The sequence below is a fragment of the Paenibacillus sp. B-A-8 genome (assembly GCF_048572915.1).
In the GTDB taxonomy this organism is placed as follows: Bacteria; Bacillota; Bacilli; order Paenibacillales; family Paenibacillaceae; genus Paenibacillus_AQ.
Genome location: NZ_CP183882.1, coordinates 629350 through 653598 on the forward strand (window position 1 = coordinate 629350; position 24249 = coordinate 653598).

The 24249-nt window shown below is 45.6% G+C and carries 23 protein-coding genes and 1 pseudogene; 17 read left to right on the top strand and 7 right to left on the bottom strand.

Annotated features, from left to right (window positions below; genetic code table 11):
- Positions 1 to 79: 79 nt before the first annotated feature.
- Positions 80 to 559, bottom strand: a complete 480-nt coding sequence (locus tag ACN6MV_RS02875) for a GAF domain-containing protein (RefSeq protein ID WP_042123904.1) — start codon at positions 557 to 559, stop codon at positions 80 to 82.
- Between the two features lie 227 nt (positions 560 to 786).
- Here ACN6MV_RS02875 and ACN6MV_RS02880 point away from each other — a divergent pair, with 227 nt between their 5' ends.
- From ACN6MV_RS02880 to ACN6MV_RS02890, 3 genes are all read left to right on the top strand, one after another.
- Positions 787 to 1059: a hypothetical protein gene (locus ACN6MV_RS02880; RefSeq protein ID WP_042123906.1), complete on the top strand. Its 273-nt coding sequence runs from the start codon at positions 787 to 789 to the stop codon at positions 1057 to 1059.
- Between the two features lie 174 nt (positions 1060 to 1233).
- Positions 1234 to 1794, top strand: coding sequence for a GNAT family N-acetyltransferase (locus ACN6MV_RS02885; protein ID WP_419885643.1), 561 nt, complete (start codon positions 1234 to 1236; stop codon positions 1792 to 1794).
- 24 nt (positions 1795 to 1818) lie between these two features.
- A complete protein-coding gene (locus ACN6MV_RS02890) occupies positions 1819 to 3327 on the top strand; it encodes an MDR family MFS transporter (protein ID WP_339289055.1) in 1509 nt (502 codons plus the stop codon).
- A 114-nt stretch (positions 3328 to 3441) separates the two neighbouring features.
- Here the strand turns inward: ACN6MV_RS02890 and ACN6MV_RS02895 are convergent, their stop codons facing one another.
- A complete protein-coding gene (locus ACN6MV_RS02895) occupies positions 3442 to 3909 on the bottom strand; it encodes a MarR family winged helix-turn-helix transcriptional regulator (RefSeq protein ID WP_042123913.1) in 468 nt (155 codons plus the stop codon).
- Between the two features lie 344 nt (positions 3910 to 4253).
- Between ACN6MV_RS02895 and ACN6MV_RS02900 the strand changes: the two genes are divergently transcribed.
- The 3 genes from ACN6MV_RS02900 to ACN6MV_RS02910 all read left to right on the top strand — a co-directional run bounded on the left by ACN6MV_RS02900 (position 4254) and on the right by ACN6MV_RS02910 (position 7799).
- Positions 4254 to 5597 (top strand): MFS transporter, encoded by a 1344-nt coding sequence (locus tag ACN6MV_RS02900; RefSeq protein ID WP_042123915.1) that lies wholly within the window; start codon positions 4254 to 4256, stop codon positions 5595 to 5597.
- Between the two features lie 202 nt (positions 5598 to 5799).
- A complete protein-coding gene (locus tag ACN6MV_RS02905) occupies positions 5800 to 6540 on the top strand; it encodes an ABC transporter ATP-binding protein (RefSeq protein WP_341110313.1) in 741 nt (246 codons plus the stop codon).
- On the top strand, positions 6519 to 7799 hold the full coding sequence (locus ACN6MV_RS02910) for an ABC transporter permease (RefSeq protein WP_419885644.1): 1281 nt from the start codon (positions 6519 to 6521) through the stop codon (positions 7797 to 7799). Before ACN6MV_RS02905 ends, ACN6MV_RS02910 begins: the two co-directional genes overlap by 22 nt.
- A 67-nt stretch (positions 7800 to 7866) precedes the next feature.
- Here ACN6MV_RS02910 and ACN6MV_RS02915 read toward each other — a convergent pair whose 3' ends face one another.
- A complete protein-coding gene (locus ACN6MV_RS02915) occupies positions 7867 to 9135 on the bottom strand; it encodes an NAD(P)/FAD-dependent oxidoreductase (RefSeq protein WP_339289062.1) in 1269 nt (422 codons plus the stop codon).
- A 178-nt stretch (positions 9136 to 9313) separates the two neighbouring features.
- Here ACN6MV_RS02915 and ACN6MV_RS02920 point away from each other — a divergent pair, with 178 nt between their 5' ends.
- The 3 genes from ACN6MV_RS02920 (at position 9314) to nadE (ending at position 12565) form a co-directional block, all read left to right on the top strand.
- Complete coding sequence (locus tag ACN6MV_RS02920) at positions 9314 to 11035, top strand: two-component system sensor histidine kinase NtrB (RefSeq protein ID WP_419885645.1); 1722 nt, start codon at positions 9314 to 9316, stop codon at positions 11033 to 11035.
- A gap of 116 nt (positions 11036 to 11151) precedes the next feature.
- On the top strand, positions 11152 to 11586 hold the full coding sequence (locus ACN6MV_RS02925) for a BrxA/BrxB family bacilliredoxin (RefSeq protein ID WP_042123923.1): 435 nt from the start codon (positions 11152 to 11154) through the stop codon (positions 11584 to 11586).
- 169 nt (positions 11587 to 11755) lie between these two features.
- Entirely contained in the window at positions 11756 to 12565 is an 810-nt protein-coding gene (gene nadE / locus ACN6MV_RS02930) for an ammonia-dependent NAD(+) synthetase (RefSeq protein ID WP_042123925.1), read from the top strand.
- A gap of 120 nt (positions 12566 to 12685) precedes the next feature.
- On the opposite strand, the gene ACN6MV_RS02935 is transcribed toward nadE, so the two are convergent.
- A complete protein-coding gene (locus ACN6MV_RS02935; RefSeq protein ID WP_042123927.1) occupies positions 12686 to 13507 on the bottom strand; it encodes an alpha/beta hydrolase in 822 nt (273 codons plus the stop codon).
- Between the two features lie 208 nt (positions 13508 to 13715).
- Between ACN6MV_RS02935 and acpS the strand changes: the two genes are divergently transcribed.
- On the top strand, positions 13716 to 14114 hold the full coding sequence (acpS, locus tag ACN6MV_RS02940; RefSeq protein WP_042123929.1) for a holo-ACP synthase: 399 nt from the start codon (positions 13716 to 13718) through the stop codon (positions 14112 to 14114).
- Between the two features lie 145 nt (positions 14115 to 14259).
- Complete coding sequence (mutY, locus tag ACN6MV_RS02945; RefSeq protein WP_042131817.1) at positions 14260 to 15543, top strand: A/G-specific adenine glycosylase; 1284 nt, start codon at positions 14260 to 14262, stop codon at positions 15541 to 15543.
- Positions 15544 to 15960: 417 nt separating this feature from the next.
- On the opposite strand, the gene ACN6MV_RS02950 is transcribed toward mutY, so the two are convergent.
- Positions 15961 to 16569 (bottom strand): superoxide dismutase, encoded by a 609-nt coding sequence (locus tag ACN6MV_RS02950; RefSeq protein ID WP_042123931.1) that lies wholly within the window; start codon positions 16567 to 16569, stop codon positions 15961 to 15963.
- 480 nt (positions 16570 to 17049) lie between these two features.
- On the opposite strand from ACN6MV_RS02950, the gene ACN6MV_RS02955 reads away from it, so the two are divergent.
- The 5 genes and pseudogenes from ACN6MV_RS02955 to folE all read left to right on the top strand — a co-directional run bounded on the left by ACN6MV_RS02955 (position 17050) and on the right by folE (position 20521).
- Positions 17050 to 17469 (top strand): GNAT family N-acetyltransferase, encoded by a 420-nt coding sequence (locus ACN6MV_RS02955; RefSeq protein ID WP_042123932.1) that lies wholly within the window; start codon positions 17050 to 17052, stop codon positions 17467 to 17469.
- A 190-nt stretch (positions 17470 to 17659) separates the two neighbouring features.
- A complete protein-coding gene (gene lepB, locus ACN6MV_RS02960) occupies positions 17660 to 18268 on the top strand; it encodes a signal peptidase I (protein WP_419885646.1) in 609 nt (202 codons plus the stop codon).
- 36 nt (positions 18269 to 18304) lie between these two features.
- Positions 18305 to 19495: pseudogene (gene queG, locus ACN6MV_RS02965) on the top strand (tRNA epoxyqueuosine(34) reductase QueG); the annotation flags it as partial.
- Between the two features lie 135 nt (positions 19496 to 19630).
- Positions 19631 to 19882 carry a YneF family protein gene (locus ACN6MV_RS02970; protein ID WP_042123938.1) on the top strand — a complete coding sequence of 84 codons (252 nt, stop codon included), beginning with the start codon at positions 19631 to 19633 and terminating at the stop codon, positions 19880 to 19882.
- 45 nt (positions 19883 to 19927) lie between these two features.
- The gene (gene folE / locus ACN6MV_RS02975) at positions 19928 to 20521 is read left to right on the top strand and encodes a GTP cyclohydrolase I FolE (RefSeq protein WP_042123940.1); all 594 of its coding nucleotides are present in this window, start codon (positions 19928 to 19930) and stop codon (positions 20519 to 20521) included.
- Between the two features lie 120 nt (positions 20522 to 20641).
- On the opposite strand, the gene ACN6MV_RS02980 is transcribed toward folE, so the two are convergent.
- Positions 20642 to 21820, bottom strand: coding sequence for a Fe-Mn family superoxide dismutase (locus tag ACN6MV_RS02980; RefSeq protein WP_339289068.1), 1179 nt, complete (start codon positions 21818 to 21820; stop codon positions 20642 to 20644).
- Positions 21821 to 22013: 193 nt separating this feature from the next.
- A complete protein-coding gene (locus ACN6MV_RS02985) occupies positions 22014 to 23054 on the bottom strand; it encodes an alpha/beta hydrolase (RefSeq protein WP_042123943.1) in 1041 nt (346 codons plus the stop codon).
- Positions 23055 to 23327: 273 nt separating this feature from the next.
- Between ACN6MV_RS02985 and ACN6MV_RS02990 the strand changes: the two genes are divergently transcribed.
- Entirely contained in the window at positions 23328 to 24071 is a 744-nt protein-coding gene (locus ACN6MV_RS02990) for an IclR family transcriptional regulator (protein WP_042123945.1), read from the top strand.
- Positions 24072 to 24249 lie beyond the last annotated feature (178 nt).

The window sequence follows — 24249 nt, forward strand, 5'->3', positions numbered from 1 at the left end:
AAACGCTTACCGTCCTTATGAGGACGACGAAGGCGTTTAAGCTTGACCTATCAGAAAGTATATATTTGTGAGAGGATTTTTAGATAGCTTCCGATACTAATGCTGCGAACCGCTCCAGAAACCGGCGTTCTTCATCATCAAAGCGATCCTTGAGCGGACTATCGATATCCAGTACGCCAAGCAAGCGGTCATCCTTTATTAAAGGCACAACAATCTCGCTGTTAGAGGCTGCATCACAGGCAATATGACCTGGGAATGCATGTACATCTCCTACTACAAGCGTGCGTCGCTCTGCTGCTGCCGTTCCGCACACCCCGCGGGATAGTGGAATTCGAATGCATGCAGGGAGGCCTTGAAAGGGTCCGAGTACTAGCTCCTTACCGTCAAATAAATAAAATCCAGCCCAATTCGTATCCGGCATAGCGTGTTTAAGCAGTGCCGAAGCATTAGCTAGATTGGCTGTAGCACTTGGTTCGTCCTTCATCAATGCTTCGAGTTGGGTTAGAACGGCTTCAAACTGCTCGCTGCGCGTTCCATCATATGGCATAGCTTGAAACATGAAGCATCACCTTCCTGTACTTTAAAGTCAATATGAAACCATAACTGTAACTAACAACATAGTACAGCTATGTGGGGTACGTCAAGACACAACATTGTTTTGTAATATTTTGTAGTACGCTATGATCTGTATAAAGTGTTGAGCCCTTACGATGATGTTTCCAATGAACTGTCATAGGGTAATGCAAGAGTAAATACCGAAGGCTTTGTAGCCAGAAGGAGTGGAATATGCGCGCCGATGTACAGAACTTGTTCATAGGAATTCACATGCTTTATTGTGCACATGATAAAGATGTGACGATCTCGGAGATGCTGCTCGGACTGGAAGACATGGGGTATCGTGTAGGAGAACGCGAAGTGAAACAGGAATTGGAAAAGCTGACGCTGGACAACTTTCTGACTGCACATAGTGAAGGGTACAGTATCACTGGCACGGGTATTGAAGAGTTCAAGGATATTCGAGCCAAACTTCAGGTGTTGTGTAGTGAAGTCGTGAATTGACGGAATGGAATCATTAATCGGTAAGGTTATTAAAAAGCGTTTGGATCAAGTGGTGAGTGTGCCGCCTGATCCGGGCGCTTTTTACAATATAAGATGTTAAAAAATTAGAACTTTTAGCTTAAGGATATACTCTTGAATGATGTATAATTGATAAGTTGAAGGGGGGGCGGAGAATTGTATCTATGCAATGGAGTGACACCTACACTGTTTGGTAGAAGATTAAAATTATGTGCTATGACTACTGAGCATGCTTCAGCATTATTTCAGGTATGGTCTCATCCGGACGTTTCTCTCTGGCTGGGTGCACCGGCGTTATCTTCTATAGAAGAGACGAAACAGCTTATTGAACTACTATCACAGATGGCTCAGGAAGATGAGAGCTTACGTTGGAGTATTATTGGACCTGGGGAGGAAGTCATAGGTAGCTGTGGTTATAACCATTGGCAGCTTCAGGGAGCTTACCGTGGTGAAATAGGCTGTGATCTGTCACCTGCCTTTTGGGGACTTGGATATATGAAAGAAGCGCTTGAGCTTGTACTCGATTTTGGCTTCAATATTATGGGCTTGAATCGAATAGAAGCACTTTGTCATCCTGATAATATCCGTGCGGAGAAGCTGGTATATGCGCTTGGATTTCAGAAGGAAGGCGTATTGCGTCAATATCGGCAGATTGATTCCGGCTTTCAGGATGCTGCTCTTCATGCTCTGCTGCGCGAGGAGTGGCAATTCACATAATACATAAAGAGAGGGTTTGGAACATTGAAGTCAACAGGGGATTTAGAACGCAAACTAATATTAACAGGGGTACTACTGGCTACGTTTCTGGCCGCTATTGAGGGGACTGTAACGGGGCCAGCGGGGCCGGCGATTGTTGGCGATTTTCAGGGAATGCAGTGGCTGAGTTGGATATTTACTTCATATTTATTGGCAATGGCTATTACAACACCTATTTTCGGCAAAATCAGTGATCTATTCGGACGCAAGCCTGTATTCATGTGGGGAGCGGCTGTTTTTTTATTAGGCTCATTATTATGCGGCATATCGCAAAGTATGGAACAGCTGATCCTGTTTCGCGCGATACAGGGGATCGGTGCGGGTGCACTTATTCCAATGACCTTTACGATTATCGGTGATATTTACAGCATTGAAGAAAGAGCAAAGACGCAAGGGTTGCTAAGCTCTGTTTGGGGGATTTCTTCTTTGGTAGGGCCGCTGCTTGGGGGCTATGTTGTCGATTACTTAAGCTGGCGCTGGGTATTTGTATTTAATCTGCCATTTGGTGTGTTGGCAATGATATTTATTGCGCGCTACCTGAAGGAAGAGAAGGTGCGTCGGAAGACACAAATCGACGTGGCAGGCGTTCTTCTTTTTGCAGCAGGGATGGGGGCTCTACTCTTTGGACTTTCTACGGGAGGGCAGAACCTGGCATGGACCTCTCCATTACTACTCGCAACACTGGGTGCAGCGGTTATCCTGCTAATCCTGTTTCTGTTTGTGGAGCGCCGTGCACCAGAGCCTATGCTTCCGCTGAACCTATTCTCAAATCGTAACATCGCGGTATCAACGGGTGCTAATCTGCTGGTAAGTACATTAATTATTGGACTTTCTACGTATATTCCCTTATGGGTGCAGGGCGTATCAGGAAAAAGCGCTGCGATCTCAGGCTTGCTGCTTGCTCCAATGTCCGTAGGTTGGATGTTTGGGTCAATCGCAGGTGGACGAATGATTCTGCGGGCAGGTTCTCGCCGAACTGCAATGCTTGGATTGATGATGATTGCTGCCGGAGCTATTGGTCTGGTTTTCTTGACCGGAGAGTCTTCGCAGCTAATCCTCTTATGCTTGATGCTGGTCTGTGGAGTAGGGTTCGGATACTCCTCTACGGTCTTCACGATTATCGCGCAGTCCTCGGTTGCGTATGATCAACGTGGCGCATCCACAGCGCTTAATGCATTTACAAGGTCACTGGGTCAGACCATTGGGGTGGCTATATTTGGTTCCTGGCTGAACTTGAATATTGATCAGCTGCTGCGAAAACAACCAGATTCAAACGTTACAGGTGATGACATTAATAAGTTGCTTGGCTCGCATACAGGAACTAATCTGTCTGGTGAAGTATCAAACAGTTTGCGTGGTGCACTTGAAGGGGGACTTCATTCGTTATTTATCATGATGGCAGTTTTCGCGGTGTTGTCGTTAGTAATATCTTGGGGTTTGCGCAAGGGTGTACCTTCCGTTGAGGACGCTACTTCGTCTTTGAAAAAGGCATAATTCATTCTCTAAATCACATAAAGAAGCCCGACCAGGCATTTGCCGGTCGGGCTTCTTCGTGTGAAAACAGCTTGTCTAACAAATATGAAGTGAAAAGCAGCCTAGACGCTAGTTCTACTTACGGGGAAGAGGGGAAAGCTTCTCAGCTTGCAGGCCCATCTTCTTGAGCAGAGTGATCATTTGTTCCTTCTCTTCATCATTCAGTCCACTGAATGCAAGATGAAGACGCTCTGAGTATTTCGGATACATCTCATTCATGAGACGTTCGCCTTCCGCTGTCAGTTCTGCGAAAATCACACGACGATCACTTGGACAAGGCTTGCGTTGCAAATAGCCACGTTCTTCGAGCTTGTCGATCACGTAAGTCACGTTACCGCTTTGTAGCAGCAGTTTAGCACCAATTTGTTGAATGGGCTGTGGTCCCTTATAGTACAACACTTCCATGACGGCAAAGGCAGTAGGATTAAAACCTTCGATTTTGCTGCCGGTAACAGCATGCTCATTAATACTCTTGAATGATTTGGCAAATACCCGGTACAAATGTAGTGTTAATTGTGTATCACGTTCATAAGATTGTATCATGCTTCTCCACCCTCTATCGTTAATCATGTGAACTCGTCGCACGTCTGTAATCATATTAATTAGTGCACGGTTTACCTGTGCAACGAACTTTGAGATAACAATAGAATACGTGAAAGATTGAATGAAGAACATGTGATTTGTCACAATGAGCAACTTTTAATTATTAAAAATCAAACAATTTTTTGAAGATGTTGAAATTGAATGTTTTTTGACCTCAGTCTCTGATAGGATCTCAATTTCATCCCCCGGTTCAAGTACTATTTACGCCTCCAGACGGATGAATGACAATCTCCAATATTTTACTATTATTTCATTGAGAAATAGTAACGGGGAGTGAAGTGAAGATGGAGGAACATCGAATACATGATTTAAAAGAAAGTAAGCTAACCGCAAATAAGCCGTTCATGCTGCTTATCGCCGCACAGCTTGTATCGAATGTAGGAGACTGGTTGCATATCCTTGCGCTACTGACAATGGTAGGGTTCAAATGGAATGCTACACCGTGGGAAATTACGGCTATATCTTTATGTATGGCTGTACCTCTGTTGTTAGGAGGCCCCTTTGCTGGTTATTTAAGTGATCGTTTCAACCGAAAGGCACTAATGATTGGTTCGGATATAGCACGTTCGGCGATTGTGATTTGCTTAGTATTTGCAGGCTCGCTGTGGCAAGTCTATGTGCTGCTACTGGCAAAAGGATGTATGGATGTGCTTTTCTCACCGGCCAAAAGCGGAAAGATTAAGGAACTTGTTCCCGCGGCCCAGATGGATAAAGCGATGGCGCTTAGTTCATCTATAGAACAGATAACCAAAATTGTGGGGCCCGCTCTCGGGGGATTGTTGGTGGCAGCCTTCGGAATAGCTGCTTGTTACATGATTGACTCTGCTACTTTCATTTTATCGGCGATCATTTTGGTTGGATTACCGCGAATAGCTGCGGTGAAGAAGGAGAATGCAGAAGCAAGCACAGGGGAAACTGAGGTGCGTAAATCCTTCCGCCAAGAAATGTCCGCGGGTCTGCAGGTGATCGCAGGAATGCCTGTGGTGCTCTGTGGAATTGTTACGTTGGTACTGGTACTGTTAATGCTGCAGATCGGTGACTCTCAGATTGTAACGTTATTCCGGGAAATTCCAGGTGTAAACGGTGATTTGCTGGGTTGGTGTGTAGCAGCGAGTGGCCTTGGAACCTTACTATCAGCGCTGTTTGTGAGCCGCGTAGGCAGTGGCAAGCATCCGCTCATCTTTATGGGATTAGGGGCTGTAATCATGGGGGCTGTCTTCTCGAGTGCAGGGATCGTAACTGCTCACGGTCAGGCAGGAATCTGGATGAACATTGCTTTGTTTGGGTCCTTCATGTTTGCCGGTGTGGGTGCAGGACTAGCGTTTATACCCTTCAATTCGATGCTCCAGCAACGGACACCTGCAGAATACACGGGACGTGTGTTTGGGACCATAGGCAGTCTGACAAGCGCGGCCGTCATTCTAGGACCTGTAGCCGGTGGAGCTTTAGTGACAGCATCAGGTCCAGTGTCTGCCTTTATTCTATCTGGTCTGCTTACAGGAGTGCTGGGGCTGGGGTTGTTAATGCTGCGTGGCAAAATTGAGCGCAGGGATGAGGCGGCTATCAAGCAGCTGGAGGGAGCAGCAGCGACGAATAACATGGATCTTGTAGGACAGACCTCCCTTTAATGGGAGGTTTCTTTTGTTCGCTATTGAGCAGGGCTTAAGTTATTATTGTGAAAAAAGCAGCTTGATTATTTTCAGGAAAAATATATAGTACGATTAGATAAGTTTCGATTGCCTCTGTTGACCATTCGAATATCATTCATATACGTTATAGAGAATGCAATCTATAATAGTATTTATTAGAAGTATCTAGGAGATGGAGAGTATGGAAAAAGAAGAAACAATAGTGGATACCGAGAGCTATGACGACATTGTACTCGATGTTGAGATCGATGAAGCTGGCTATGAGGCGGGAGATCCTTGCATATTCGATATTTCTTTTCAGGTGAAGCGAGGGCAGTTGCTCGGACTGATCGGACCTAATGGTGCTGGAAAGAGTACAACCATTAAGACCCTGCTTGGTTTGCTGAAGAATACCAAGGCTAAGGTGTCTTTTAGCGGAGTTAATAAATCTTACGCTTATGTACCGGAGCAGCCTGTGTTTTATGAGGATTTGACGTTGTGGGAGCATTTGGATTTAGCGGCCGCTGCTTATGGACTGAAGTATGAACAGTTCGAAGAAACTGCAGAAAGGTTGCTGAAGCAGTTTGGTATGGGCCATGTGCGCAATGATCTTCCAGCCGGGTTCTCAAAGGGCATGAAACAAAAAATGATGCTAATGCTTGGTTTTTTGGTACAGCCAGATGTTTATATTGTGGACGAGCCGTTTATCGGTCTAGATCCTCGCGCCACTAAAGATTTCTTGCGACTTCTGGAAGCAGAGCGGAAGCGAGGGGCAGGTGTATTAATGTCTACGCATGTACTGGATACTGCAGAGAAGATATGCGATGATTTCGTACTGATCTCCGGGGGAAGGGTTGCCGCCTCGGGAACACTCGAAGATATACGTGATTATGCTGGACTGCCGGAGGCGTCGTTGTTTGATTGCTTCGACGAACTGACATGAGTAAGCAGGGACAGCGGACGTTTGCTTTTTCTAACTCCAAACAACTATTCAGACGGAGGCTATTCTCTCATTGGCGTGAGCAATCCGCTATTATTCGTACAGCGGCTGATTGGACCGTTCTCTTATATATTCTTATTCCCGGGGGATTGCTGGGAGGGCGTTTGTATTATGGTTTCTGGAATGAGGCGCTACCGGCTTGGAGTGTGAATCTGCCGTTTATGTTCATTCCTTCATTATTAGTGCTCCTGATCTGCAATGGGGGATTGGTGCTATTATTGCAGGAAGGGGATCTATTATTTCTTAGACAACGGCAGCGATGGATTAATACGATTGTATTTCGCGGATTGCTCTACAGCCTGTTTGTAACCTCGCTTAAATTCTGTGTTGCTTTTGCACTGCTATTGCCCTTTCTGATTCGGGGATTTGAAATGACTTCATTTGAGGTATGGTCGCTCTTCGCTCTGACCTTGGCGTGCAGCTGGTGTGTTAAGCTACTTGGGCATCTTGTAAAAGTACAGAAGCAAGGTTGGCGGCGCTGGTTGTGGCTATTCCTGGCGATCTCCGTCCCAAACGCTATTTATTTCAGAGTAGCTAGCCTTTGGAATGATCGCCCGCTCTTCATATTGCTGAGTGCGGTTGTATTTACAGTCGTTGCGATTATCGCTTTCCGTTGGCGCTTATTGATGCGCGGGACATTTATGAACGATGTGCGCGAAGACTACAAGCAGCGGATGAAGATTGCAGCCATTCTGCTCCGCAATGTTCTGGATAAACCTCGTCCGACTCGTCATAAGCCGTGGATTTTCCGGAAGTCACAGCCTTTGCTTAAATCAAAGACTGCCGAGAGCCGTTTCTCTGCGGCAGCGATTAAGGCACTCGTACGGAATCCGGCCCATTTGAAGCTCTACTTAGCTTTTACAGCCGTGTCCGCCGTAGCGATTCTTATTATTCCATCGGGTTTCAAATGGCTGGGATTTGTAGTGTTAACATCACTCATGACTTTTTGGCTGTTCTCGTTCTGGTCTTTGTTTGTTGGTGATGATTACATTGGGATACTACCGTTTACGAAAGAACAAAAGGCTGAAGCGGGGATGCATGCGGTCCCTATTCTATTGCTTCCCTTTACAATGGTTTCCTCCGCACTAATCTGTCTCTCTTTGTATGGATGGTGGGGGATCATCCTGTTTGTTCCGGTTGGATACATGGTAGGACTCTTTATTAGCAGAATATTTGGTACGTTCCGTTTAGGGAAAGAATGATAGATAGACATAAAAACAGCGTGAATTGAGAAGCCTCTCAAATCACGCTGTTTTTAGTTGCGTCGTTTTAGTTAAGTCTTAGATCTGCGGCATGTTTGCCTGCTGTATAACCGGTAGAGAAGGCAGCTGTTATATTGTAGCCACCGGTATAGCCATGGATATCAAGCACCTCACCGCAGAAGAATAGTCCTTGCATAAGCTTAGATTCCATTCTTTTGGGATCGATCTCCTTCAGATTTACCCCGCCTCCGGTAACAAAGGCCTCGGACAGGGAACGGGTACCGTGAACATAGACGGGCATCCGTTTCAAGATACCTGCTAGAGCGAGCAATCCATTCTTGGATACATGATGGCCCGTTATATCTCCATCTAGGTCAGCTTTAGCTAATAAGAGAGGGATGAGACGTTCTGGCAGCAACCCCTTCAACGAATTGCGGATCGCTTTCTTCGGTTCCTGCTCCAGCTTGTCCTGCACCATAGCTTCCACTTCTTGTGCGTTCAGATCAGGGAAGAGGTCGATGGACATCTCGACAGTGTCTGTGCCGGATTTACGTTGGACTTGTCTCAGAAATTGACTGCACCGCAGAGCAATTGGTCCCGATAATCCAAAATGAGTGAAAATCATATCTCCACGATGAGAGATAACCTTCTTTCCTTTAGGATTCCAAACAGTAAGTGCCACATCGCGCAGCGACAATCCTTGCAGCTCACCGGATTTAATCCACTCTTCCCGTGAAATAATCGGTACCTCTGTCGGGAACAGCTCAGTAATGGTGTGGCCTGCGGCTTCCGCCCAAGGATACCCATCCCCAGTAGAGCCGGTCTGAGGCACGGACTTCCCACCGGTGGCGATGATGACAGCAGCAGTGGAGATCGTTTTACCCGAGCTCAGCTGAACGCCCTTAACAGCCCCTTCTGCATATATTACATGTGAGACAGGGCTGTCCGTCATAATCTGCACGCCCAGACTTCGTACTTTGTTAATTAAGGCGGAGACGACGCTGGATGCCTTATCGGAAACTGGAAACATCCGTCCGTTGTCTTCTTCCTTTAATGCAATGCCTAAGCCTTCAAAAAAGGCAATGATATCTTGATTATTAAAATGGTCGAAGGCGCTATACAAGAAACGCCCGTTTCCGGGAATATGGGAGATCAACTCATCTCTCTCCTTGACGTTCGTTACATTGCAGCGTCCACCACCAGATATCCCAAGCTTTCTTCCTAGCTTAGCTCCTTTATCAATCAGTAGTACGGATGCCCCGTGTTCTGCTGCAGCCACGCTTGCCATTAATCCTGAAGGGCCGCCACCTATGACGATCACATCGTAGTTGCTCATGAAATTTTACTCCTTTACATGTTAAGACACGGGTATTGCTCCGTGTTTTCCTAACGGAATCATACCATTCTGACTCTCATGTAACCAGTCTTCTCCTTCTGCTTAGTGATTATCGTTGTCAGGAGAGTAAACCTGTGCTTTAATCTAGACATGTAGGGGAATTTGTCCATTTTGGGGTGTGATTGTAATTATTGGCGCAATCAAGGATATATTTTTGCAAATATCGGCAGCATGCTCCTTTCTTTTTCTAATTCAATGGTGGGTAGACCAAGGGCTTGTGGCTCGAAAAAAAGGTAGTTTCCCAGATAATCAAACTTTTTTGGTTATGGCTTGTACATTAAGCCTTATTCTGTGCACTCTACTTTCGACGACTTTATTCGGTATTGCTTATTTGAATTTAGGGATGATCCCTGCTTATATCGGTATTTTATATGGAACTGTACGTTCAGGTATTTTGCTGTCCATCTTTTTGCTCGTCTGTAATATATTCATCGCAGAGCCGACAGGAATAAGTAATATGATATTAAATTCAGGAATATTATTATATCCGTTGCTGTTTGGGCTAGCTAAGCCTTTTAAGAAAGGCACAGTGGTAGAGAAGATAGGGATGTTATGGATGGTTCTTTGTCCGAATATGTTATTCATTGCACTTGTACCTATTATAGGCGGTAAAAATATATATGAGTCTAATTCGAGCGAGTCACTTTTGATTACTTTGTATCTGTTTTTCACCATCGCACTTGGTGGTATTTTTGTTTATTTTGTTGAAATGGTCTGGAGTAGATGGCGGGCTAAGGTACATATGGAAACTAAAAGTGATAATTTTCAGTGGGAGTCTGAGAAGCTGCAGCAGATTACAAACGTAGTCCCTATTAGTATTATGTCTCTGGATGATTACGGAGTCGTGACCGAACTAAACGATTGTATGTTGGGAATGATAAGAACTCATTATCCTCATTTGAGAAGAGAGGATATCATTAACAAGCCAGTGAGGGCATTTTTTAATGGTTCGGTGGATGCTGAGGCATATAAGCGTGTAGGGGATAACATCCGCGAAAAACGACGTTCCCATGAGCGAATGATTCATGAGTCGCGAGTTTATCAAATTTATTCAGCACCGCTAGTGAATACCAACACAGCATTATCTGGTGGGGTTGTACTCATTGCGCAGGACATTACGGATGAAGTGAAACTCCGCTCAGAGCTGGATCATGTAGAACGTCTAAGCTTAGTAGGACAGATGGCTGCTGGAATTACCCATGAGATTCGTAATCCTATGGCGGTAGTTCGTGGATTTTTGCAGCTGATGAGAGAAAAGAGTTCGGATGATTTGGATTCTTATTATCAGATCGTGTTAGAGGAGCTGGATCGGGCGAATAGTATTATTAACGATTTCCTATCACTGGCCCAGAGCCGGATTTCAGATAAAGAGAAAGTGCTATTGCATCGTATTATAGAAGAAATCAGTCCGCTGCTGTGGGCGGATGCTAATCTTCGCGGTCAAAGTGTTGAGCTAAAGCTGAACGCATCCATTCATGAAATGGAATTAAATGTTCGGGAAATAAAACAGCTCATCCTTAATTTAGGACGAAACGGCATGGAAGCTATGGGACCCAAGGGAATTCTAACACTGGAAACACACAGTACTCAGGATAAAGTGGAGCTGATTGTAAGGGACAGGGGAATCGGCATGTCGGAAAGTCAACGAGAGAAGTTGTTTTCACCCTTTTTCACAACAAAAAGGGAGGGAACGGGTCTAGGTTTATCCTTGTGTCTCAGTATTGTGGAGCGACATAACGGAAAAATAAATGTAGAGTCTGTAGAAGGAGAGGGTACAGTGTTTACCATCTCATTCCCTTTAGTAAAGGAAGAATATAGCGGAGTAACGCTTACGGATTGAATCAGGTTACTGTAGCATCTCTTGCTTTCACAGAGTATGAATGTATAATAAAGTTAGTAAGTACTGCTGTAATGTTATCTGACAAAACAGTAAATAGTGAAGGAGAGTGCAGAGAAATGTCCATGTCTTTTAATCAATATATGAGAGATTCAATTCAGCCTATGCGTGATGACCTTACAAGCATTGGGTTTCAGGAGCTTATGACTCCAGAAGAGGTGGAAGCCACTCTTCCTACTGCAAAAGGTACGGCACTTGTAGTTGTGAATTCGGTCTGTGGTTGTGCCGCTGGACAATGTCGTCCTGGTGTAGCTGAGGCACTGCAAAATGAGATTACTCCGGATCACTTGTTCACAGTGTTTGCAGGTCAAGAGAAAGAAGCCACTGCTAAAGCACGTGAATATTTTGCTCCTTATCCGCCGTCTTCCCCTTCCATCGCATTGATGAAGGATGGAGAGCTCGTTCATTTTATTGAACGTCATAGTGTTGAGAATCGTTCGGCTGCTGAAATTTCTGCTGAATTGAAAGAAGTCTTTGAACGTTTTTGCCAGTAAAAAAAGTTATTCCATATAATCTCGCATCAGTCGGTAATTCGGCTGTTGCGGGATTTTTCAAAATATAAGAGCGATAATGGGATAGAATATACTTAGAAGCATAGTGCTTCACTTGGTATGGATATTTTGATGGATATGGAACCATTTCTGATGGAACGGGGTGTGGTTTGTGAGTTTACAGAAAGAAATTATTGCTGATCTTGGCGTGAAGCCAACGATTGATGTAGAAGCAGAGGTTCGTAAACGAGTTGATTTTTTAAAGTCGTACGTGCTCAAGGCAGGTGCCAAAGGATTATTGATCGCTATTAGCGGCGGGGTGGACAGCGCGGTAGCAGCAGGTCTATGTAAGCAGGCTACGGACGAGCTGTCAGCACAGGAAGGCACAGAGTATATTACGCTTGGCGTATTCCAGCCATATGGTGTTCAAGAGGATATCCAGCACAGTTACGATGTCGCTAAAGCTTTTAATCTGACCCATACAGTGGAGACTAATATTGAGGAAGCTGTAAATGAAATTGCGCTTGAGGTTGAACATGGTCTGAAGTCCTTGGGACAACATCGCCATATGACGCATCAAGGCAAGGGTAATGTTAAAGCAAGAACACGTATGGTTATGCAATATGCGCTCTCTTTTGAGAACAATCTGATTGTAGTTGGAACGGATCATGCTTCTGAGGCTATTACGGGTTTCTACACCAAGTGGGGGGATGGGGCAGTAGATATTACACCTCTATCCACGCTTAACAAACGTCAGGTTCGTCAATTAGCTGCTCATATCGGTGTACCTGCGGATATTGTCACTAAAGCACCTACGGCAGGCTTATGGCCGGGGCAGACGGATGAAACCGAGCTGGGGATTACTTATGATGATAATAGCGATTATCTGGAAGGCAAACAGGTTAACCCTGAGGTAGCGGAGAAACTCGAGAATTATTATCGGAGAACGGCGCATAAGCGCAATGTCATTCCTGGAATTTAAGAATAGGTTGAACTAGAAACCGCCACAGGGACTGCGTAGTTGCAGAACTTGTGGCGGTTTTTAACATATCAGAAATAGTATTTGGGGTCCCCTTGGGAGATTGGTAGACTATAAGAAGAATTAGTCGGCAAGCGTCTGAGTGATAAAATTAATGGTTGCAGCAATAGCAAGCTCCAATTGTGGAGTGGTTCCAGCAAAAGGATGCACAGTGCAGAAGGTATGATTTCCCTCAGGAATCTGCACCCAGTTAATATCCGGTCGAAGTATGGTGAGTAGTTCAGACCCTTGCCGGAGGTGTGCGCCATCCTGACTGCCTTGAATAAGGACTACCGGGAAGGAAGCTGTCTTCATGCGCTCAAGGATGTTATAGCGCTCTTTATGGTTCTCCATATCTTCTAAAATAACAGCATCCAGCGGCATTTGTTGGCCGGTACGTCCATTAAGGACATGGGTACGTCCGGTTTCCTTCATCTCCTGCTTTTGTTCTTCCGTCAACAAATCGAGCTTCGTAACCCCGTTCCAGGAGATGACTCCTCTAACTTCATCGGGATGGTCAAGCGTATAGACCAGACTTATTCCCCCTCCAAGACTATGCCCAAGAAGGAATAATGGCAGGCTGCCAAATTTCGGGTGCTGGCTAAGATAGGACAACAGTATTTCCATGTCCTTCAGCTCACGACGAAAAGTGTTGCGGGCGAATTTCTCAAGCTCAGTAAAATGCAGCAGATCCTCTCCAATTCCAGCATGAGAGAAATTGAAGGTGATCACTTCATGATCTTGGCTGAGAGCAGTGGCTATGTAAGGAAACATCCCCCAATCTTTGAAGCCCTTGTAACCGTGTGCAATAACGATAAGACTCTTAGGCACGCCTTGAGCAGGAAAATGCGAGCAGCGGATTACAGCGTCTTCACCAGCTGGTATTTCGAAATTACGATGCTGCATAGGGTAATCCCCTCTTTCTAATATATAAATGAAGTAAATCAGTAAGTCCATCACGAAGGCGCCTGAATGGACTTCCAAAGCATTTTCTTTTAAGATAGCAGAAAGAATCTTATAGGACTATAATTTAAAATTGAAATGAATGACCTGTATAATGATCATACCATTATTGAAGTAATATAGGATACACGTCCATAAGGAGCGTGAAATTTTGATTTACGGAATCGGACATGATGTGTTAGAAATTGAACGAATCTCAGAAGTAATGCGTAGGGGACAGGGGAAAAAATTTAATCAGCGCATCCTAACGGAGCAAGAGTACCAACTTGCCGAGCAACGAGGCGGGAGGTTGGCGGAGTTCGTAGCCGGGCGCTTTGCTGCCAAGGAAGCCGTTGTGAAGGCTTTAGGCTGCGGCATCGGCAATATAGTTGGTTTTCACGATATTGAGATATTACCTGACCCTAAAGGTAAGCCAGAAGTAATCTTATCATGTGAAGCCTGGGGTAGACTGGATCTACCTGAAGGGCAGAAGTATACCATTCATCTTACGATAACACATGGCCGTGATTTGGCTTCAGCTTTTGCAGTAGTAGAGGGGCTAGGTTCATGAATTGAACCATGATTATAGAAGGGCAAGGAGAATTACAATGAAACAACGAGAACGACAGGATTTACAGGAACGAGAAGAAGGACAAGAAGGACAAGAATTAAAAGAGAGACAAGAAAAACAAGACCAGTGTGAACGCAAAGATCAGATGGATTTAAAGGAAGAACAAGATAAACAAGATCAGGAGCTGCGGGAGGCCAAGCAATATTTCAGTTATCATTTGCTGAAGTGGTATCAAGGGCAGAAGCGGGATTTGCCATGGCGCAGGCATCGCAATCCTTATTATATTTGGATTTCCGAGATCATGCTGCAGCAGACAAGGGTAGATACGGTGATCCCTTATTTTAATCGTTTTATTGAACGCTTTCCGACGGTGGAGTCCCTCGCTGACGCCCCTGAGGAGGATGTACTTAAGTGCTGGGAAGGCTTGGGTTATTATTCTCGAGCACGTAATATACAGCATGCAGCCAAGCAGGTAAAAGAGCTATATGGTGGGCAGGTGCCGAACGATCGCGAGGCGGTATTCAGCTTAAAGGGAGTGGGACCTTACACTGCTGGGGCTATTCTCAGTATCGCGTTTAATCGGCCAGAGCCAGCGGTAGATGGTAATGTGATGCGGGTGCTGTCTCGATATTTCCTCATCGAGGATGATATCGCCAAGGGACCCACCCGCGTGAAAATGGAGCGCCTGGCGGCTGAGCTGATCCCGGAGGGAGAAGCTGCATCGTTTAATCAGGCGCTTATGGAGCTTGGGGCGCTCGTATGCACCCCGAAATCACCGAGCTGCTTAACCTGCCCGGTGATGGAGCATTGCGCTGCGCGCCTGGCGGGCTGCGAGACTTCGCTGCCCGTCAAGACCAAGGCCAAGCCGCCGCGCCCAGAGGAGCGGCTGGCGGCCTTAATCGAGGGCCGCGGTGCCCACGCGGGCCAAGTGCTCATCCGGCAGCGGCCACAAAGCGGGCTGTTAGCCCGCATGTGGGAGCTGCCGCATTGGCAGGCGCCGCCAGCAGAAGGCGGCGCCAAGAGCGCGCGGCTGCCGGAGGCCGCGGCGCTGGACCGGCTGCGCCGGTCACTGCGGCAGGCCGGGATCTCCGCCCGGCCTGAGGAGCACTGGATGGCTGCTGAGCATATCTTCAGCCATATTGTGTGGACCCTGCAGGTGTATCGCTGCAGGGAGGAGGACGCCCTTCCGCTGCCGATGGCGGCAGAAGGACGAGCAGTGTATAACACGGATGCGGGGCTGTTCCCAGAGATGGACAGCAGCATACCCGTAGAGAGATTCGAGGACGGTAACGCTAGTCCTGAGGACGGCGGAGCTGTACGCTGGATTAGCCGTAAAGATATGGCTAATTATGCGTTCCCTAATGTCTTCTTGAAGCTGCTGAATCTTTATTTCGATGAGCAGGAAGAGCAGGCGAAAGCGGGGAAGTAGAGATTGTTTGATGTAGAAGTATGGGAATAAGCAAAGTATGGAATGGACTATGCTAACATCTAATTGGTTCTGTTGTTTTATGAATTCAAGAGTGATCAAAATTTGTTTTTAGGGAATTCTTCCCTGAAATCATGCCCTTTTCGCCTGTTTTTAATCATTTTAGGGAAAACCTCCCTCAAATTTCGGTGAATATCTTATTTATGCTCCAGAACCGCTGGTTTTTAGGGAGGTTTTCCCTTATTACTAGTGTTTATGGAGCATATCGCTGAATTTTAGGGAGTTATTCCCCAATTATAGTAAGACAGGGACTCTGCCCAGTAGAGCAACATAAAAAAAGGTATTCCACAGCCTATTCGGCTAGGGAATACCTTTTTTAATTAGGCTATTAAGCTACAAGCTCAAGCCGAATTTAATTCCTTATTTCGCGCTTTCGTAACGTTTGCCAACTTCTTCCCAGTTTACTACGTTCCAGAACGCTTTGATGTAATCAGGGCGTTTGTTTTGGTAGTTCAGGTAGTAAGCGTGCTCCCATACATCGAGTCCGAGGATTGGAGTAGCACCTTCGCTGATTGGGTTGTCTTGGTTAGGTGTGCTTGTTACTGCCAGTTTGCCATCTTTAACAACTAGCCAAGCCCAGCCGCTGCCGAAACGAGTAGTTGCTGCTGCTGCGAAATCTTCTTTGAATTTTTCAAATCCGCCCAGCTCGCTATCAATAGCTGCTGCAAGAGCGCCAGTTGGTGCGCCACCGCCGTTTGGTCCGATAACTTCCCAGAAAAGGGTGTGGTTAGCGTGTCCGCCACCATTGTTACGAACAGCAGTACGGATAGCTTCTGGTACAGCGTTCAGATCTGTAAGAAGTTCTTCGATGCTTTTGCCTTGCAATTCAGGTGCCTTTTCCAAAGCTGCGTTCAGATTAGTCACATATGTGTTATGGTGTCTGTCATGGTGAATTTCCATCGTTAGTGCGTCGATGTGTGGTTCAAGTGCGTTGTTTGCGTAAGGAAGTGCTGGTAATTGAAATGCCATGGAAAAATCCCTCCTGAGTATATTAGAATTTTGTATAGATAAAGAACTTCGGCGGTTTATCGTCAAAATTCTTTATTGTTGATATGTACTATAGGGTATCGCCCAATAGGATACTTTAATTAAACAGTATCTGGATCAATAATGCAACACTAAACAAACATAAATGTTTATAAAGTATGATTGGAATGTAAACAGAAATGTCAATTGTATTTAAAATGTAAAAAGCAAGAGTCTTCACCCTATAGACATAACTCTTTATAATTACCCTTATAATGAAACAATGAATCTAACTCAAAATGTAAACGCTTGATATTAAGCGCTTTCAAAAGAAAAGTGATGATATCGCGAGAAAAGTGTGCTTTAATAGATTTAAAAGCAGGTATTCCTCGGTATTTGATGCTTTTTTTTATTTTCTCAATGTTAAGGGAACCCCTTCTTTTTGTTAAATTCATAAGCCATAGACAAGGGAGATTTTAAAGAATGCACGTTCGTTCCTTTCAATTAAGCGACGTTAGCCCTGTGACTGATTTGCTGCAAACTGCATTATCGGAAGAATGTTTCGAGAACACTATCGAGCCTTTCTCCAGGCAGCTTTCATGGGATTCCGATCTCATTGTAGTTGCTGAAGATGAAGAAGAGATTGTTGGAGCACTGATTGGTACGATTGAGAAAAACCACGGTTGTTATTTCCGGATTGCTGTACATCCTGATTATCGCCGCAGAGGAGTCGGAAGAAGTCTGGTATCGGCTATGGAATCCAGGTTTCAAGCTCGTAAAGTTAGTGGTATCTTTGTAGCCGTCGATGAGCATAATTCTTTTGCATTACCATTGTACGAAGCTATGGGATATAACGAGAATCAAATTTTTAAATCTGTTCGGAAGCTGAGCATTGTTGGGTAATTTTGATCATCCAGATGCGTAAGCGGAAACATTTACTAAATAAAGAACTATAGTTGATGATATAGTCTGTTTCATTCATACTCAAGCGTATTTTCCAGAAGTCCATTACTAATGGCTGGGAGATATGCTTTTTTATTGTTATAATATCTGCAAGTATAAACATCAATAATCGAGAATAAGAGGTGACATATTGAGCCAGGAGCCCCAAGTAGAGTTCATGCGTAATCGGAAGCAAAGACATAGATCCTCCAGATCAAAAAAGAGCTTTGGAGGTCAAGTGGTAGCGGAATTGAAGGATTGGTTGCTTACAGCGGTAATTGTTTTTGCGGTGATGTCGGTTCTTAATATTTTTGTATTTAATATATCAACGGTTAAAGGTCAGTCTATGCAGCCAACGCTTTTGGAAGGTGAGAGGCTTTTTATTAATAAGCTTTCATTGATATTTGTAAACCCGAAACACGGGGATGTCGTCATTCTTCATGATCCGAGCACAGGGCCCAGTCGTAAGGACTTTTTAGTGAAGCGAGTCATCGGTATACCTGGGGATATCATAGAGGTGAAGGATCACCAGTTATATGTGAATGGAAAAATAGTGAATGAGCCGTATATAGATACCGAAATTGAAGACCCTGATTTCGCGGCGTTAACTGTGGAGAGCGGAAGCTATTTTGTCATGGGAGATAACCGGCATGCTTCAGCAAGCAAGGACAGTCGTTATTTTGGATCTATCCCACAGGACATGATTGTAGGCAGAGCGGATTATATTTGGTGGCCGCTGTCTAAACTGAAAGGACTATAAGGAATTTATAGATTATTAGTAAAGGAGAAGGCGGAAATGAACGATACATCTCAGTCACCTTATGCTCCCCCGCCTTCCAAGTGGGCACAGCTTAAAGCGGAAATTCAGGAGGCTGCGTCATCACTCGGTATTGATGATATCGGGTTTACAACTGCGGAGCCTTTTTTATATTTAAAAAATATTCTGCAAGACCATCGTGACAAAGGTTACGAATCTGGTTTCGAGGAACCGGATTTGGATAAAAGGACGATCCCCGCACTGAGCTCTGGGGACAAGCCCTTGTCTATTATTTCGATTGCTGTGGCCTATCCCTCCAAAATGGTGGATCCTCCGAAATCTGAACCGGGTGCGCGTAGAGGCATTCTCGCCCGGGCATCATGGGGCAGGGATTATCATCATGTGCTCAGAGAGGCATTAAGTAAGTTAGAGGACTTTATTCATGAGCGTGTACCGGAGGCTGTGCTTGAAAGTATGGTGGATACCGGCGTACTGGTGGATAGAGCGGTCGCGGAAAGAGCGGGAATAGGCTTCAGCGGCAAAAACTGTTCTATCATCTCACCTAAATGGGGATCCTGGATTTATCTAGGGGAGATGGTTACGAATATTCCTTTTGCTCCGGACGAGCCTGTTGAAGAAGGCTGCGGGGAGTGTACCAAGTGTATTGATGCCTGCCCGACCGGCGCGCTGGTGGGTCCGGGTCAATTGAATGCGCAGGCCTGTATTTCTTTTTTGACGCAGACTAAAGGGTTTCTGAGCGACGAATACATGACCAAGATTGGGAACCGTCTATACGGCTGTGACACCTGCCAGATTGTATGTCCTAAGAATAGGGGGAAGAACTGGAATCATCGCCCTCAGATGCAACCTGATCCTGAGATCGTGAAGCCATTGTTAATGCCGATCCTGGATCTTAGCAATCGTGAATTCAAAGAGAGATTCGGCAATAGCTCGGCTGCCTGGAGAGGCAAAAAGCCGATGCAACGAAATGCGATCATCGCCCTCGGCAATTTTAAGGAAGTGGGGGCTGTGCCAAAGCTAACAGATATTGTTCTGAAAGAGCCGCGCCCAGAGATGCGAGGCACTGCTGCTTGGGCGCTGGGACGTATCGGTGGTGAGCAGGCTCTAGCTGCTGTTGAATCGGCTTTAGAACGCGAAGAGCATGACACAGTTAGGCAAATGCTGAGCAGGGCACAGGATGTACTCCTAACTGCGAAGCAGGCACGAGAGGACAGTGATGTTAATGAAGGAAAAAGATCATAGACAGGATGTATATTCCCAATTGCTGTACAGTTCTCGAAATGCTATGATAGATTCGCGCGCCATTTGGCGATGTAGACAATAGAGTGTAGAGGTGGGCTTTAGATGAATATCGCATTACCTATTATTACATTGGTCGTAGGTCTCATCGGTGGTTTTTTCATCGGTGTATATTATCTGCGCAGACAAATGACAACTATGCAGAATGATCCTGAAATGCTGCAAAAGGTTGCAAAACAAATGGGTTATAACCTGAATGGGAAACAAATGCAACGTGCCCAACAGATGATGAAGAATCAGAACCAGACAGGCGCCCGCCCAGGAGCAGCTAAAGGGAATAAACGTAGAAGTAAGTAACCGGGTCCGGATAGAATTTATACGGGTGCGGAAGGGGGAGACATCATGGGGAACATCAATGAATACGTGAACGGTAAAGTATCAGAGAACCGTGAGCAAATCGAGTATCACGTTGAGAAAATATTAGAATTAATCGGTGAAGATACCGGCCGCGAGGGACTGCTTGAAACACCAGCCCGCGTTACGCGGATGTACGAGGAGATATTCGGCGGTTATTCGATAGATCCCCGCGAGGCGCTCGGTGTTACTTTTGATGAGTCTCATGAAGAGCTAGTGATCGTGAAGGATATCGTCTATTACAGCCAATGTGAGCATCACATGGCTCCTTTCTTCGGTAAAGTGCATATTGGATACATTCCGAGCGGACGTATTGCTGGACTCAGCAAACTAGCTCGCCTTGTTGAAGCAGTGAGTCGGCGTTTGCAGGTGCAAGAACGTATTACGACTCAAATTGCGGATATTATGACGGAGGTATTAAGCCCTCATGGCGTTATGGTCGTTGTGGAAGGTGAACATCTTTGTATGTGTGCACGCGGAGTAAAGAAGCCGGGCAGCAAGACGGTAACCATGTCTACTAGAGGGGTCTTCCGGGAGGACGCCGCCGCTCGTGCGGAGTTTCTAAGCTTGATTAAAGAATAGTATATAGAGGTGTTTATACCTCGAATTAGAAGGACCCATCATTCACTTTTTGTGAACGATGGGTCCTTTTGGGTCAGTAAATGGGAATAAACTTTATCTTCTCTACAAAGTGGAATAAGATCAATAAGGCTTCCATGCCAGTTTACTAGCGGCAGCATAACGTTCTGATACATATGGCCAGTTGACGACCTTCCACCAATCGTTAATATAATCCGCACGATTATTCTGATGCTTCAAATAGTAGGCGTGTTCCCAAACATCCAAGGCTAAGAGTGGAACAACGTCCCATTGCGATAAATTCTGATGTTTTTCTGCAGTAAGAATCTCTAGTCTATGGCTGCGCGGGCTCCAGACGAGAATGGCCCATCCGCCACCTTCTACTTTATTCGCGGCCTCGGTGAACTGCTTCTTAAAGCTGTCATAACTTCCAAAGCTTTGATCTATAGCTTCTAGTAAAGCTCCTGTTGGGCGTCCGCCTCCTTGTGGAGACATCACGTTCCAAAAGATCGTGTGGAGATAATGGCCTGCACCATTAAAGGCTAACTCTCGCTCCCAATGCTTAACGAGATCGAAGTCCCCGTTCTTACGGGAATCCGCTAGTTTAACTTCTGCCTTGTTTAATCCGTCTACATAACTTTGATGGTGCTTATCGTGATGAATTCTCATCGTCTTTTCGTCAATATAAGGTTCTAGTGCATTATAGGCGTAAGGCAAGGGAGGTAGTGTATGGCCGCCAATGGGTACCGCGTCGTTTTTATCGCGGATATCAGGCACAGTGTCAGTAAAAGTAGTGAATCCATCATTCCGCAGGGTATTGTCTGTATCGATGTTTACGACATAATCCTCTGTGTAATCGCGCATGACTTGTGAAAGCTTTCCGGGCGAGCTGAGTGTCTGCAGTACGGCTAGGAAGTATTCTGATTCGCGAATAATATGCAGAATCACAGTAGTTGCAAGGGGGACGGCTTTGACCGCTGCGCTACTCTCCATGATGGCAAAGAGCTGCCGAACGAATTCTTGGGATTGAATGCAGGAGATATGTAGCAGTTTCTCAGTTTCTGCAGTGAGTTCCGCCTGTGGGGGTGGAGAAGCAGAGAGTGCGGCATTCAATAGCTGCTGTGCCGCCTGCTCAGTTGCACCGAAAACAACGGCCCATTCATCGAGGAGTTTCACATAAGGCTCCTCCAATTTAGGCACGATCGCTTTGATGACTTCAGTATGCTCTTTCTCTTGTGTCTTCCAAAATACGATTTCTTCCAAAATACGTACTGGCAGCATCGGCCCGTATACATATAGCATGCCAAGAAAACCTCCCGTGATATGTCTTCATCAGTCCATTATATGAACGGTCTTGGAAGGTTATGAAGAACATACATCTCGAGTGCTGTCGCTCCTCGGGCTTCTTCTATTCTGGAGACGAAAACAGCCTCTTCCTTGGGGACACTTCTTTCTGTCCCTGGAAGAGGCTGTTCGATTGGTTATTATCGTTTAGTTAATTACTTGCCATCGCTGGCTGATCACCCTTAGTACTTTTAGCTAGATGAACATTCCCTAAGAAAGCGGAGACCCGCCGTAAATACTCACGGGGATGCTCGCGGAACAATAGCTCGTGATGACTACCTTCAATGATCCAAGAATCAGAGAAAGGATTGTTCTGGTTCGCTGCCAGTTCTTCGGCAATAGGATAAGGAGCTTTATCGTCTTTGGTTCCATGCATGAACAGGATAGGGAAAGGATAGTCTTTGGATTTAACCTTTGCATAAGGAATTTGATCTAATCCTGTACCGTTCAGTACCGGGAACAGCATTTCCATGATCGCCAGAGAAGGCTGGCGCGGTAGGTCGATATTCTGCTTAATATTATGATACAGCGTGTCTGGTTCTAGCAAAAAGGTACTGTCCAGAATCATCGCGTCGATATCCTCAGATACTAATCCTGCTTGCAGTGCTGTGCCAGCACCCATAGAGAAGCCCCAAACAACGAGCTCTTGTGCCCCGCGTTCCTTAGCGAAATCAATGGCGCCTAGAAGCTGCTGAGATTCTTTTTTGCCACCGGTTGCAATATCCTTGTTCCCTTGGGCAGCAAAGCCGTAATCAAACATTACGACATTGAAATTCAGACTGTGTGCATAGTGAGCGAGATCGTACATGGGTACCCAAGACTCTTCGCGGTTGGCACCATAGCCATGACTGAATATGATAGTTTTAGTGGCGTCCTTGGCTGGGATATACCAACCGCTCATCATGCGACTCCCGTCCTTAGCCGGAAAGGTAACATCCTCGTAGGCGAGACCCTTGGCAATCATAGGATTGGAGTACAGAGGAGCTACCGTTGGATTGGATAGCACCCAGGCGATGTAGCCATGAAGTGAGACAAAACAAAATACTAAAAAGAAAAATATAGATAATAACAATGCAACGATAATATGCTTAACACGTATCATCCGCAGCGAAAGTCGTGATGAACTGCCCTGTTTAGGTAGTTTAGGACGACGGGAGACTGACGTGCCGGTTCGGCTGGTTGTCAGATCCATAAGGTCCCCTCCTAAGTATGATGTGAGTACTAGTGCCTAGGATAATTTGTCGAAAATGATTCTAAAGCATCAGTAATATATTAATATGTTTATCGTATGTTTAAGCCCTTACAAAGTCAATGAATTGGACCCTTTTGTAATATAACTGTAAAGTGCGGGTCAGTCTTTTCCGGCTCAGTGAATATACTGGACTTTCCGTAGAGTTTTGCACTAAGATAGAATTAATAATAATGTAACCGCGTTTCATTTGATGAAACACGAGGGGGGATTACTGTGGAGGACCGAAAGCTAACGGTACGCGCGGTAGAACGTGCGCTCGACATATTACTTTGTTTTACGCAGGATAGTGATTTAGGGTTGACGGAGATCGCATCAAAGATTGATTTACATAAGAGTACAGTCCACAGATTGCTGGCAACACTCGAGGAAAAGGGATTTCTCATTCGCAATCCGGCGACAGAAAAATATAGACTGGGTATACGAATTTGGGAGTTGTCCACACATCTGCCTGCTTTTGACGAGTCGGCAGCGGTATTACTGCCATCTATGGAACGGCTGAGAGATCGACTCGGTGAGACGGTCAGTCTTTACTTACGGGATGGTATTGAACGCGTGCGTATTCAGGCGGTACAGAGCCAGCAGGCAATTCGTCGAGTCGCACAGATCGGTGCGAGGCTGCCATTATCTGTAGGAGCGTCGAGTAAAGTGCTGGCAGCGTATGCACCACCTGAGGTGTTGAGAGAACTGCTGGAGAGCTCGGAGTGGCCGGATTACGTTGAGAAGGAAGTATATAAAGAGCAGCTTAATGAGATCATCCGGCTGGGGTATGCCACGAGTTTCGAAGAACGTGAGTCTGGTGCGGCCGCTGTGGCGGTACCTGTCACAGGCCGTAGTGGAAATGTGATTGCGGCGTTATCGCTGTCAGGGCCGGTCAGCCGTCTGTCTAGGGATACGTTAGTGGAGTATGCCGCCATCTTAAAGGAAGCAGCAAGTGAAATGGGTATGATGATTCCATAAGAAGAATATGCATGTATTATGAAGTAGAGCAGCGATCACTCCGTTACTGGAGGATCGCTGTTTGTTTTTTGGAAGGGCAGCTTGCTTTAGCTAATAACGGGTAAATGAAGACTAAGCGACTCAGTGCTACTTTTGGCAATCCTTGAGTAATTATGCTGGGATATATGGCAAAGCCTAA

What these genes read in the sequence shown, in the direction of transcription:
- ACN6MV_RS02875 (WP_042123904.1), bottom strand. Translation starts at nt 559, where the DNA reads ATGTTTCAAGCTATGCCATATGATGGAACGCGCAGCGAGCAGTTTGAA.
- ACN6MV_RS02880 (WP_042123906.1), top strand. Translation starts at nt 787, where the DNA reads ATGCGCGCCGATGTACAGAACTTGTTCATAGGAATTCACATGCTTTAT.
- ACN6MV_RS02895 (WP_042123913.1), bottom strand. Translation starts at nt 3,909, where the DNA reads ATGATACAATCTTATGAACGTGATACACAATTAACACTACATTTGTAC.
- ACN6MV_RS02900 (WP_042123915.1), top strand. Translation starts at nt 4,254, where the DNA reads ATGGAGGAACATCGAATACATGATTTAAAAGAAAGTAAGCTAACCGCA.
- ACN6MV_RS02905 (WP_341110313.1), top strand. Translation starts at nt 5,800, where the DNA reads ATGGAAAAAGAAGAAACAATAGTGGATACCGAGAGCTATGACGACATT.
- ACN6MV_RS02915 (WP_339289062.1), bottom strand. Translation starts at nt 9,135, where the DNA reads ATGAGCAACTACGATGTGATCGTCATAGGTGGCGGCCCTTCAGGATTA.
- ACN6MV_RS02925 (WP_042123923.1), top strand. Translation starts at nt 11,152, where the DNA reads ATGTCCATGTCTTTTAATCAATATATGAGAGATTCAATTCAGCCTATG.
- ACN6MV_RS02935 (WP_042123927.1), bottom strand. Translation starts at nt 13,507, where the DNA reads ATGCAGCATCGTAATTTCGAAATACCAGCTGGTGAAGACGCTGTAATC.
- mutY (WP_042131817.1), top strand. Translation starts at nt 14,260, where the DNA reads ATGGATTTAAAGGAAGAACAAGATAAACAAGATCAGGAGCTGCGGGAG.
- ACN6MV_RS02950 (WP_042123931.1), bottom strand. Translation starts at nt 16,569, where the DNA reads ATGGCATTTCAATTACCAGCACTTCCTTACGCAAACAACGCACTTGAA.
- ACN6MV_RS02955 (WP_042123932.1), top strand. Translation starts at nt 17,050, where the DNA reads ATGCACGTTCGTTCCTTTCAATTAAGCGACGTTAGCCCTGTGACTGAT.
- ACN6MV_RS02970 (WP_042123938.1), top strand. Translation starts at nt 19,631, where the DNA reads ATGAATATCGCATTACCTATTATTACATTGGTCGTAGGTCTCATCGGT.
- folE (WP_042123940.1), top strand. Translation starts at nt 19,928, where the DNA reads ATGGGGAACATCAATGAATACGTGAACGGTAAAGTATCAGAGAACCGT.
- ACN6MV_RS02980 (WP_339289068.1), bottom strand. Translation starts at nt 21,820, where the DNA reads ATGCTATATGTATACGGGCCGATGCTGCCAGTACGTATTTTGGAAGAA.
- ACN6MV_RS02985 (WP_042123943.1), bottom strand. Translation starts at nt 23,054, where the DNA reads ATGGATCTGACAACCAGCCGAACCGGCACGTCAGTCTCCCGTCGTCCT.